Origin of the sequence: Pedobacter sp. B4-66 (genome assembly GCF_018492665.1) — a bacterium.
GTDB lineage: Bacteria > Bacteroidota > Bacteroidia > Sphingobacteriales > Sphingobacteriaceae > Pedobacter.
The window spans coordinates 83,156-95,203 of sequence record NZ_JAFVME010000002.1; the positions used below are offsets into that span (position 1 = coordinate 83,156).

The following is a 12,048-nucleotide window of genomic DNA, read 5'->3' on the forward strand; positions in this document are numbered from 1 at the left end:
ACAAAACATTAAAATCCAAAATTAAATCCTACAAGGAATGATCTTGTACTAGGGTATCTATCACGACTGTCAATACCGGGTCCTGTACCGGTATCCTCAACAAAGTCAGGATCATTTCCTGAATAACCAGTGATAGTTAATAAGTTCTGACCAGTTAAATACATACGCATATTGCGGATCAATTTGGTCTTGAATTTAAAATTGTAAGCCAGAGTTACCTCATCAAGTTTTACATTGGTACCGTTCTCTAAATAGTAATCCGAATACATATATGTATCATTTATTTGGCTATGCTTAGTAAAGGCACTTTTTAACAGGTTACCACTCCATGTCTTATTTGCATAGGAAAGGGCTGTTGTATTTAAGATGTCATAATCAAATTTCCCTCTTATGAAAATTCGTAAATCGAAATTCTTATAAGAAAAGTTATTTGTCCATGACGCATAATACTTAGGTATTCCATTTCCAATTGGAGCTAAATCAGTCTTATTTCTATCCTTAGAAATATTGATTTGATCGTTTCTTACTTTTTCGCCATTTCTGTTATAGAATAACCATTTACCATCATCAGTAAAACCAGCAAAGCGCTTACCCCAGAATTCACCTAATCTACTTCCTTGATATGTAACGATCGCATCACCTAAGTCACCCGCTCCGCCAATTCCGCCGAATGTTTTATATTCAACTTTATACAAATCATTTGAATAAGATTCAAGAACATTTTTAAGTGTACTAGCAGTTACGTCCATATCCCATCTAAAATCAGTATTCTTAATCGCTGAATAATTCAAGGCAAGTTCAATACCTCTAGAAGAAATTGTCCCAACATTTGTAAATATCCTATCTTGGATATATGGAGGTTGAGGAGAAGTGTACTCATCTAGTAAATCTTTCGTTGTACGATCAAACAAATCTATACTACCTCTTAATCTGCTGTTTAATACTGTAAAATCTACCCCGATATTTGTTTCTCTTTTAGTTTCCCATTTAAGGTTCGGATTAGGGTTACGATCTGGCCCATAAGTTTCATAATAAGTCCCCGTTCCATCTGGGAAAAGATATTTCCCTCCGCCACCAAGGGTTACCCTTGATGCATTGTTAGGGATACCACTATTTCCTGTAACTCCATAGCCTACTCTCAGTTTCAGATAGTTCACGAATGAAATATTTTTCATAAAATTCTCTTCAGACATATTCCAACCTGCTGAAATTGATGGAAAACTAGCCCATTTATTATTCTTTCCAAATTTAGAAGACCCTTCTCTTCTCAAAATAACTTGCAATAGATATTTGTTATCCAAAGCATAATTTACCCTTCCAAAAAAAGCGATTAAAGTATTATCATTTTTGAAACTACTCATTTCAGCCAGACCTTCACCCAATGCAGCCCCCTTACCGAGGTTATCCTCATGAAAACTATCGTTAATAAAGCCGCGATTTCCAAGACTCGCTCCCTCTTCGATATGATAACGATAGCTATAACCTGCTAATGCTGTTAAACTGTGTTTACCTGAAAACGTTTTAGTATAATTCAATGTTGGTTCAACAGCAAAATCCTGAGACAGAAAATCGCCTTTATAACCATATCCACCACCTGGGAAATCTGTATTTTCCATTGAATCTTCACTAGCCTTTAAGCGATATTGCCCATCTAAACGACTATCTCTCGTGATTGATCCAAAGATTGAAGCTTTTAAACCATCAATAATATCTAAATCAGCTTTAGCATCCGCAGAGCTTGTCTGTTGTTTTCTATAGTTCGTTTCCTGTGCTAAGCGAGCAAGTTGATTGGTACTGGTTAAGTCAAAACGATAAGTACCATCTGGATTATAATTTGGAATCGTTGGATTCTTAGTTGCTTCACTTTCCCAACCACCACCACCTAAAAGGTTGGCTTTGTTGACATTTGTAGCTAAGTTTATTTGCAAATTTAAACGATCATTCAGCCCTTTTTGATTTACATTTAATCTTAAAGTATACTCTTCTCTGCCATTTGCTTTACTAATCCCCTCTAGATCACGGTAATTTATACTTGCTCTATAGCTTGTTTTATCCGTTCCACCTGTTAAAGCAAGATTGTGATTTTGTGACAAGTTCTGGCGGTTAACTAATTGATCAAAAAAATTAGTAGATCCACCTAAATCTGCAGATTTAATTTCACCTGAGGCAATTCTCTGACGAAACTCATCTGCAGTTAAGAAATCAGCTTTATTTTGAACATACTCTTTTCTAAAATATGTAGAATAATTAAATTCTGGCGGACCTGGTTTGCCTTTTTTTGTAGTAATTATGATTACCCCTGCATTTGCACTTGTACCATAAATAGCTGCTCCAGAACCATCCTTTAAAATGTCTATCGAAGCAATATCATCCTGTTGTAACAAGTCAGGATTACCGCCCGGAATTCCATCAATTACAAACAAAGGACCTGTAGCTCCTTTAACCGTAACAGCGCCACGCAGTTGAACCGACACACCACTATTTGGATTAGAGCCACCAGTTCTTGTTAAATTTAACCCTGCTACTTTACCTTGGATAAGATCTAATGGATTTCTTGAACCACTTTGTCTAAATTCTTCTGCCCCAATGTGAGCCACAGATGAAGTTACTTCCTTAGTCTTCAAAGTGCCATAACCTACTCCTACCACAACAACATCATCAAGGTTTACCCCTGAATCAAGTACCATTTTAATAGTCAATGGCGTAGTACCATTTCCTGCTGGTTTACTTTGAGTAGTATAACCTAAATATGAGAATGAAATTAATTCTGTAGCGCTTTCAGCTTCGATGCTGAACTTACCATTAGAATCTGTTACTGTAGATTTGTTTGATGCAGTTTTAACACCTACACCAGGAATAGGCTGAGAGTTCTCATCTAGAACTACCCCAGTAATTACCATTTTACGAGCAACGGCTTGCTTATCTGCAAAAGATAAACTAGCCCGACTTAAATTATTCGTTTCCAGATAGCCTTCTGTAGCAGAGTAGCTTCGGAAACTCATGGAACAGAGTAGACATACCCCCGTGCCAATTAGTAGCTTAATGTTCATTGGTTTTTGAATTAAATTATATTTAGTGTTTATTAATAGTTTTAAAAATTTCAAATCCTGTTACGAATGCGCATAAAAAATCCATACTTATCTCAAAACATAAAAACCAAATGACAAAAAAGTCAATGGTCATGCTTCAGAAAAAGCTTGAGAAAGAGAGAAAATTAGATTTATTGAGAGAGGGGTAGATTATACCCTGAAGCGATTATTGATTAAAAGAAAATACTTATTTAACGAAATCACTTGATTGTTTTTTGAGAGAGCAGCGGCTAAAAATAATTGTTGAGTTTTCATGAATATTTGGTATACGTAGTTTTCAGTTAGTAGTTTTCAGTAAAACGTTTTATCAACGCCAATATTAAAGAAAATTGTTTAAACCCACCTGCTTTTTTTATTTTTTTTGAGAACAATTCTGTTACATTTCAAACTCAAGAAAAGTTAAATCTACAGCTAAGTACACTTAAAATAAAGCAATTACTAGAGGAATTTGAGACAAAAAAAGATGCTTTTAGGAAGCTATAAATAATGGGATTTGACCCGGATTTTACAGAGATCTGACAGAGGGATGAAGAAAAATTATCCTTCATCCCTATTTTAGGCCCTTAGTTTAATGGTGATTTCCCTTAAGGTAAGAAGTTATAAGCTTAGCAGTACGCTCGGATGCTCCTGCGGTTCCCATTTTTGAAGACAGTTCTTTATAATCGGTCAGCATTTTTTGTCGCCCCTCTCCTGCTACAACAAGATCAAGTTCATTCGCAATATTTTGAGTATTGCAATCTTGCTGGATCAATTCTGTTACCACTTTCCTATCCATAATTAAGTTCACTAAAGAAATGAACCTTATTTTAACCAGCATTCTGGCAATAGCTACAGAAATTGTTCCTCCTCGATAAACTACAACTTGAGGCACATGAAACAGCGCAGTTTCAAGTGTTGCCGTACCAGATGCTACAATAGCGGCGGTGGCAACATTCAGCAAATCATATGTTCTTTCAAAAACTAAGGTTACATTTTCTGAAGAGATGAATTGTCTGTAATAACTTTCATCAAAAGTGGGGGCCGCAGCAACGACAAACTGATAGTCTGGAAAACGACTTGTAACACTGAGCATATCAGGCAGTAAACGTTCTATTTCTTGTTTCCTACTTCCAGGCAACAAAGCGATAATTTTATCATTCAAACCGTAAGTATTTTTGAAAGAAGAATCGGGATTGAACTGAGCAATTGCATCTAACAGAGGGTTACCAACATAGTCAACATCCATGCCCCAGTCTTTATAAAAATCAACTTCAAAAGGTAAAATACAGAACAGCTTATCAACAATTCTTTTAATTTTTAAAACCCTCTTTTGATTCCAGGCCCAAACCTTTGGAGATATATAATAACACACACGAATTCCATTCTCTTTTGCAAATTCTGCAATCTTCAAATTGAAACCAGGAAAATCTATAAGAATCAATGCATCAGGATTGTACTCCAGCACATCTGCTTTACAGGCCTTCATATTCTTAAGGATGGTTCTGAGGTTTAATAACACCTCGGTAAAACCCATAAATGCCATTTCAGCATAATGCTTTTTAAGCACACCTCCCTCAGCTTTCATTTTATCGCCTCCATAAAATCTGAACTCAGCATCAGGATCCTGAACCTTTAACGCCTTCATTAAGTTGGCGCCATGTAAATCTCCGGATGCCTCTCCGGCTACTAAATAGTATCTCATTATTTGGAAACTTTATAAAAAAAGAAGACAAATGCCCAGAGAAAGGTAGCACTAATGATACCCCTCCCTACATTTTCCTTATCCTGCTTAAAAAAATAATGCATTAGAATAGCATTAACTGCAATACAACCGATTAGCAACAAATCTGCTTTAGCTAAAAAAGCAATTTTATGCATCAGGTACCATACTCCGACTATCAATACTCCGGGTACCGAAACCCCGATACCCAAACCTATTAGCACAGAATTCTTAACATTTTTAAACATCAAATGTCCAGGTGTTTAAAACAGGAATAGCATGATGAGCTGTTAAATCAAACTGAACAGGAACTACTGAAACGAAGCCGTTTTCCAATGCCCAAACATCAGTATCTTCACCTTTGTCATTGTTTTGAAAAACACCTGTTAACCAGTAATATGGACGTTCGTATGGATCTTTTCTTTCATCAAATTCCTCAGCCCATTTCGCATTGGCTTGTCTGCAAACCTTAATACCCTTCAAGCCATCGCCCTTTGGAAAATTAACATTAAGCAAAGTCGCTTGTGGCAAACCATGCTCCAGTACTTGCAAGGAAATAGCTTTAATAAACTTTTTACAATGACTAAAATCAGCTTCTTGTGAGAAATCATCAAGTGAAAAACCAATTGAAGGAATTCCCTCTATTGCTCCTTCTACTGCGGCAGACATAGTCCCTGAATAGATAACGTTAATTGAATTATTTAATCCATGATTAACACCAGAAACACACAAATCAGGTTTTTGACCCTTAAATATCTTATTCACAGCAAGCTTTACACAATCAACAGGTGTACCAGAGCATTTATACATCTCCACACCCGGATACAAATCAACCCGATCAAAACGTAATGGTTTACCAATTGTAATAGCATGTCCCATTCCGGATTGAGGCCCATCAGGCGCTACCACAACTACATTTCCGATTTCCTGAACAACTTCAATTAGATTTTTAATTCCTGGAGCCGTTATACCGTCGTCATTTACGACTAAAATGTTTGGTCTGGATTGTTGCTTTTTCATTGTAAGATATATCTGTTTTTATTATGAGAATCAAAGCCTGTCGGGATGTCAAAATCACCTATTTAAGCAAAACTGATATGCCTACAGTCATTGTTGATGTAAAAGTACAAGAATTCGGTCTAAAGTTCAGGACTTAATGTACAATCCACATATATTTGATGTATAACTTAAAAGTTATAGGGCAGTTTTGAGGTTTTTCAGATAGAGCATAAGACTACCTTATAACGCATAAAAAAATCAAATTTAAACATATGAAGAACAAACTATTAGCGTTGTCCCTTTTCCTTTTAATCGGATCTGGGGTTTTAGCTCAATCTGGCTATCAATGGAAAACCACCGCCACTGATGGCTACACCTACAAATACGTAACAAACGACCCAACCAAATCTCGCTTTTACACCTTAAAGAATGGATTAACAGTTATTTTATCTCAAAATACAAAAGAACCAACCATTGAGTTCAGATTGTCTGTAAGAGCCGGAAGTAATACAGATCCCCGTACAGCTACTGGTTTAGCGCATTACCTGGAGCACCTTCTTTTTAAAGGCACCGATAAATTCGGCACGATGGATTATGCAAAAGAAAAGCCTTTTTTGGATAAAATTGATGGTCTTTATGAGCAATACAACAAAACTAAAGACCCTCTTAAACGAAAAGAAATTTATGCAGAAATAGACAAAACATCAGGACTTGCGTCTAATTATTCTATTGCAAATGAATACGACAAGATGATGAAAGCAATAGGTGGTCAATCAACCAATGCCCATACATGGTATGAGGAAACCGTTTACAATGAGGATTTCCCGGCAAATGCAACTGATAAATTTTTAGCCCTACAAGCTGAAAGATTTCGCAACCCTGTATTCCGCATCTTCCACACAGAATTAGAGGCTGTTTATGAGGAGAAAAACCGCGGACTAGATAATGATGCATGGAAGATGAACGAGAAAATGTCTGCGCTTTTATTTCCTACTCACAATTATGGCCAGCAAACTACAATTGGCACCATAGAACATCTTAAAAACCCATCTTTAGTCGAGATTAGAAAGTACTACAACAAATACTATGTACCTAACAACATGGCAATAGCCATGTCTGGAGATTTTGATCCGGATGAAATGATTAAAAAGGTAGACAAATCATTTGCCTTTATGCAACCAAAGCCTGTCGCGCTTTATAATCCTGCTCCGGAAAAGCCTTTAACTAAAATCCAAAAGGTCGACATATATGGCCCCAGTGCAGAAAGCATAGAGATTTCATACAGAGGCTATGCAGAAAACACAAAACAAAGTATGCTATTGGATTTGATCTCTAGTATTTTATCAAATGGAAAGGCAGGTTTATTTGACATCAACTTAAATAAGCAGCAAAAAGTTCTCCGTTCAAATGCCGGCTATCAGCAAATGAAAGATTACGGAGTTTTCAGCATGACCGCACAACCTAAACAAGGACAAACCTTAGAGGAAGTTCAAAAACTTTTGATAGAGCAAATTGAGATCTTAAAAAAGGGCGATTTTGATGAACGCCTTATTAAAGCAACTGTTGCCAATAGTAAATTAGGTTTGCTACAAGCATTTGACAACAATAGTTTCCGCGTTGAGTCGGTAACTAATGAGTTCATTTTAAACCGTGGAACTAAATGGGATAAATCCTTAAGCAATCCTGATGAGATGGCTAAAATTACTAAAAGTCAAATCACTCAATTTGCTAAGCAGTTTTTTATTAATAACTATGTTATTGCATTTAAGCACAAAGGTGAAGACAAAAATATAGCTAAAGTTGAAAAACCAACCATCACTCCTGTAAATACAAATGCGTCTGAAACATCTGCTTTCACAAAGAATTTACTTGCAGCGCCAACAAATCCGATAGAGCCTAAATTTCTGGATTACAAAAAAGACCTGAATTTTGGAAAAGCTGGCATAGCTGATGTGATTACCGTTCAGAATAAAGAAAACAGTATTTTCCGTTTGTCTTACCGTTTTGATATGGGCACACTAAACAATATGCTGCAACCATATGCTTCACAATATTTAACATTTTTAGCTACAGATAAATATACTGCTGAAGAGATAAGTAAAGAATTTTACAACATTGCCTGTAACTACAGCATTAATGTTGGCAATGAAGTTACTACCATTAATATTAGTGGCTTGCAGGAGAATTTTGATAAAGCAGTAAGTCTGGTTGAGCATATTTTAGCCAACTGTAAACCTAATGAGCAAGCGCTAGTAGAACTTAAAAGCCGCATTCTTAAATCAAGAGAGAACAATAAACTGAATAAGAGTACGATTCTTGGTGGTTTGATGAATTACGCTCAATATGGTTCAGCTAATCCATTTAATACTACTTTGAGCAATGAGGAAGTAAAAAACATTACTTCAGGTCAATTGATAGACGTCCTACACAACATCGATAACTTTAAGCACACCATTACCTATTATGGGCCACAAACACTAGAGGCATTTACAGAAAGTATTGGTAAACTTCATAAACTACCTTCGGCATTTAGCCCGGAAACTCCTGCTAAAAAATTCACCTATACCAACAACGCAACAAATCAGGTCTATTTTGCCGATTATGATATGGTTCAATCTGAGATTCGTTGGGTAAGAAATGGTGGCCTTTTTAATCCAGGTCTAACATCCAAAATAAATTTATTCAATAGCTATTTTGGTGGTGGTATGGGGTCTATAGTTTTCCAAACGATCCGTGAATCTAAGGCTTTGGCTTACTCAACATTTGCAGTTTATTCATCACCTGATAGAAAAGATAAAGAATATGCAATGGTAGCTTATGTTGGCAGTCAGGCAGATAAAATGAATGATGCCGTAGCTGGAATGAACGAGTTACTAAATGACTTGCCACAAGCAGACAAATCATTTGAGGCATCTAAATACAATGCGTTAAATGCGATTGAAACGAGCCGTGTTACCAAAGATGATATTATACAAAGCTACTTTGCAGATCAGAAACTTGGAATTGATCATGATTCAAGAATTGATGAGTACAACGGTCTAAAACCTTTAACATTTGCCGACATCAAAGAATTTCACTCAAATAATGTTGCCAATAAACCTTACAACTATTGTATTGTTGCCTCTGAGAAAAAAGTAAAATTAGAGGATATGCAGAAGTTTGGGACGGTTACCAAACTAACATTAGAACAGATATTCGGATACTAAGGCTAAAAAATGCCTATAATTTAAAAGCGCCTGACCAATAACTGATCAGGCGCTTTTAAATTTATGTTTTTAAAGGGATTTTATCCAGGTAACCAGTTCATCTCTGGTTTTGCCTGTTTTCTGCTGTAACTTACCTAGCAACTCATCATCTTTACCTTCTTCGTGTTTCAAGTCATCCTCGGTTAAGTCAGCATATGCTTGTTTCACTTTCCCCTTAATTTCATTCCATTTTCCTTTTAATTCTAACTTATCCATGATAGTTTTATTTTATGTTTTACAATAAATAGATACTATACGAACAGGATTAAGGAATAATTGTTTGTTACTTTTTTGCTTTTTCAATAATCTCATCGACTACTGCAGGATCTAGAAGTGTTGTAATATCTCCTAAATTAGCAGTATCTCCTTCAGCAATTTTCCTTAAAATACGGCGCATAATTTTGCCGGATCTTGTTTTAGGCAATCCTGATACGAAAAGTATTTTATCTGGTTTAGCTATCGCTCCAATAACACGGGTAACAGTTTGAAGAATATCCTTACGTGTTAAATCCTCGTCTGAGTGTACATTGGGATTGATCACAAAAGCATATATACCCTGGCCTTTTACTTCATGAGGGAAACCTACGACAGCGCTTTCTACAACACCGGCATGCATGTTAATTGCATTCTCAACTTCAGCTGTCCCAATTCTATGTCCAGATACATTGATTACATCATCTACCCTACCCGTAATTCTGTAATAACCATCCTCGTCTCTTAAGCAACCATCGCCTGTAAAGTACATATTCTCGTAAGTAGAGAAATAAGTTTGCTTACAACGCTCATGATCTCCATAAGTTGTGCGCAACATGCCAGGCCAAGGGAACTTAATACAAAGATTACCACTTACACCATTACCTTCAATCTCATTACCTTGCTCATCAACTAAAACCGGCTGTATTCCCGGTAGAGGAAGTGTTGCAAAACTTGGTTTAGTTGGTGTTACAAAAGCTATTGGAGAAATCATGATGCCACCTGTTTCGGTTTGCCACCAGGTATCAACAATTGGGCAATTGCTTTTGCCTATATTTTCATCAAACCAATGCCATGCTTCTTCATTTATAGGCTCTCCTACTGAACCTAAAACTCTTAATGAACTTAAGTCGACCCCTTCAAGAGGTTGTAGTCCAAAACTCATTAGAGAACGGATTGCAGTTGGCGCGGTATATAAAATGTTTACTTTATGTTTTTCTACTACCTGCCACATTCTCGAAGCATCAGGATATGTAGGAATGCCCTCAAATATTACGGTTGTTGCTCCTTGCGAAAGCGGACCGTAAACAATATAAGAGTGCCCAGTAATCCAACCAATATCTGCAGTACAGAAGAACACTTCATCAGGCTGATAATTAAACACATTAGAAAACGTGTACCCGGCATAAACCATGTAGCCACCAACAGTATGCACTACACCTTTTGGCTTACCTGTAGAGCCTGAAGTATATAATATAAACAACAAATCTTCGGCATCCATTTCTTCGGCCGGGCAATTTGTATCTACCAGTTTTATCTCATCTTCCCACCAAATATCACGTCCCTTTAACATAGAAACAGGAGTTCTGGTATGGGTTAAAACAATAACTTTTGCAACCGAAGGGCAGCCAATAAGTGCATCGTCTATTACTTCTTTTAACTGAATTTGTTTGTTACCTCTAAATGCACCATCGGCAGTAATTACTACTCTACATTGCGCATCATTAATACGATCTGCAATAGATTTTGCAGAGAATCCACCAAATACAACAGAATGAACAGCACCAATACGTGCACAAGCAAGTACGGCAACGGCCAATTCAGGAACCATTGGCATATAAATACAAACTCGATCTCCTTTTTGCACCCCATTCTTTTTTAGAACGTTAGCAAATCGGCAAACCTGTTCGTGTAATATTTTATAACTTAAAGTGATACTATCTTTGGTGGGGTCATTAGGTTCCCAGATGATAGCAGGTTTATCCCCATTTTCAGCCAGATGGCGGTCGAGACAATTTTCAGTAATGTTCAGTTTGGCACCTTCGAACCACTTGATATTAGGTTCAGAGAAATTCCAGGAAAGTACTTTATCCCATTTCTTTTTCCAAAGAAAATTATCGGCTATACCTGCCCAGAATTGCTCAGGTTGATCTACGCTTAACTGATAAGTCCTTTGATATTCTTCAAATGAATTAATTTGCATATTTGGTTTATTTCAACAACTAAAATCCAAACTTAGATAAAATTGTCCTTTATAAAAACAATTTTATTTATCTATATTATAGTGGTAAAAAAGAGTGTCTCTGAAAGATACCTGGCTTTAGCTTTCTACACAGCTTCTCCACCCCTTCTGCACACCTGATACGCAAAAAGGTGCTTTTTTCCACAGAAGCTGCGCAGAACGTAAGCAAGAGTACGTTAAAAGTAATAACGAGGTCTTTATAATTACCATGGCTACTGCTAACAAATAATAAATTAAATTATTTTCGACTCTTACTTGATGATTACAAATATTTTACTGATATTTGCACACTCTTAAAAAATAAAGAAGAACAATTAATAAATATATTTAAAGGCATGTCTAGAGTTTGTGATTTAACCGGAAAAATGGCAATGACAGGTTTTAATGTTTCTCACTCAAACGTTAAAACCAAGCGTAAGTTTTATCCCAACTTACAACTTCAGAAATTTTATATTCCTGATGAGGATCGTTGGATAACACTGAAAGTATCTACTTCAGCTATCAAAACCATCAATAAAATTGGTATTACAGAAGCGATTAACCGCTTCATGAAAAAAGGATATTTGTAGAAACATTGGTTGATGTGAAATCAACCTTAATATTAATAAAATGGCAAAAAAAGGTAACAGAGTACAAGTTATTCTAGAGTGTACAGAACATAGAACCAGTGGCATGCCTGGTGCTTCTAGATATATCACTACTAAAAACCGTAAAAACACTACTGAGAGATTAGAGTTGAAAAAATTCAATCCAGTGTTGAGAAAAGTAACTGTACACAAAGAAATTAAGTAATACATTTAG

General features: G+C 36.2%; 9 protein-coding genes. 3 read left to right on the top strand and 6 right to left on the bottom strand.

The window, feature by feature from the left end; translation table 11 throughout:
* Positions 1-8: 8 nt before the first annotated feature.
* The 4 genes from J1905_RS04200 to surE form a co-directional block, all read right to left on the bottom strand.
* Positions 9-3,050: a SusC/RagA family TonB-linked outer membrane protein gene (locus J1905_RS04200; protein WP_250317994.1), complete on the bottom strand. Its 3,042-nt coding sequence runs from the start codon at positions 3,048-3,050 to the stop codon at positions 9-11.
* Positions 3,051-3,657: 607 nt separating this feature from the next.
* Positions 3,658-4,770 carry a lipid-A-disaccharide synthase gene (gene lpxB / locus J1905_RS04205; protein WP_214225995.1) on the bottom strand — a complete coding sequence of 371 codons (1,113 nt, stop codon included), beginning with the start codon at positions 4,768-4,770 and terminating at the stop codon, positions 3,658-3,660.
* Complete coding sequence (locus J1905_RS04210; protein ID WP_214225996.1) at positions 4,770-5,036, bottom strand: stationary phase survival protein SurE; 267 nt, start codon at positions 5,034-5,036, stop codon at positions 4,770-4,772. Before J1905_RS04210 ends, lpxB begins: the two co-directional genes overlap by 1 nt.
* The gene (surE, locus tag J1905_RS04215; RefSeq protein WP_173091857.1) at positions 5,029-5,808 is read right to left on the bottom strand and encodes a 5'/3'-nucleotidase SurE; all 780 of its coding nucleotides are present in this window, start codon (positions 5,806-5,808) and stop codon (positions 5,029-5,031) included. The genes J1905_RS04210 and surE overlap by 8 nt, the downstream gene beginning before the upstream one ends.
* Before the next feature lie 251 nt (positions 5,809-6,059).
* On the opposite strand from surE, the gene J1905_RS04220 reads away from it, so the two are divergent.
* Complete coding sequence (locus J1905_RS04220; protein ID WP_214225997.1) at positions 6,060-8,993, top strand: M16 family metallopeptidase; 2,934 nt, start codon at positions 6,060-6,062, stop codon at positions 8,991-8,993.
* A 69-nt stretch (positions 8,994-9,062) separates the two neighbouring features.
* On the opposite strand, the gene J1905_RS04225 is transcribed toward J1905_RS04220, so the two are convergent.
* Positions 9,063-9,248, bottom strand: a complete 186-nt coding sequence (locus J1905_RS04225) for a CsbD family protein (protein WP_048903769.1) — start codon at positions 9,246-9,248, stop codon at positions 9,063-9,065.
* A 67-nt stretch (positions 9,249-9,315) separates the two neighbouring features.
* The gene (acs, locus tag J1905_RS04230; protein ID WP_214225998.1) at positions 9,316-11,208 is read right to left on the bottom strand and encodes an acetate--CoA ligase; all 1,893 of its coding nucleotides are present in this window, start codon (positions 11,206-11,208) and stop codon (positions 9,316-9,318) included.
* Positions 11,209-11,582: 374 nt separating this feature from the next.
* On the opposite strand from acs, the gene rpmB reads away from it, so the two are divergent.
* Together rpmB and rpmG are read left to right on the top strand one after the other, a co-directional pair.
* Positions 11,583-11,816, top strand: coding sequence for a 50S ribosomal protein L28 (rpmB, locus tag J1905_RS04235; protein ID WP_039866682.1), 234 nt, complete (start codon positions 11,583-11,585; stop codon positions 11,814-11,816).
* Positions 11,817-11,856: 40 nt separating this feature from the next.
* A complete protein-coding gene (rpmG, locus tag J1905_RS04240; protein WP_108207548.1) occupies positions 11,857-12,039 on the top strand; it encodes a 50S ribosomal protein L33 in 183 nt (60 codons plus the stop codon).
* The last annotated feature ends 9 nt before the right edge of the window (positions 12,040-12,048 follow it).

Coding starts and splice junctions, on each gene's coding strand:
- J1905_RS04200 (WP_250317994.1), bottom strand. CDS start 3,050: ATGAACATTAAGCTACTAATTGGCACGGGGGTATGTCTACTCTGTTCC.
- lpxB (WP_214225995.1), bottom strand. CDS start 4,770: ATGAGATACTATTTAGTAGCCGGAGAGGCATCCGGAGATTTACATGGC.
- J1905_RS04210 (WP_214225996.1), bottom strand. CDS start 5,036: ATGTTTAAAAATGTTAAGAATTCTGTGCTAATAGGTTTGGGTATCGGG.
- surE (WP_173091857.1), bottom strand. CDS start 5,808: ATGAAAAAGCAACAATCCAGACCAAACATTTTAGTCGTAAATGACGAC.
- J1905_RS04220 (WP_214225997.1), top strand. CDS start 6,060: ATGAAGAACAAACTATTAGCGTTGTCCCTTTTCCTTTTAATCGGATCT.
- J1905_RS04225 (WP_048903769.1), bottom strand. CDS start 9,248: ATGGATAAGTTAGAATTAAAAGGAAAATGGAATGAAATTAAGGGGAAA.
- acs (WP_214225998.1), bottom strand. CDS start 11,208: ATGCAAATTAATTCATTTGAAGAATATCAAAGGACTTATCAGTTAAGC.
- rpmB (WP_039866682.1), top strand. CDS start 11,583: ATGTCTAGAGTTTGTGATTTAACCGGAAAAATGGCAATGACAGGTTTT.
- rpmG (WP_108207548.1), top strand. CDS start 11,857: ATGGCAAAAAAAGGTAACAGAGTACAAGTTATTCTAGAGTGTACAGAA.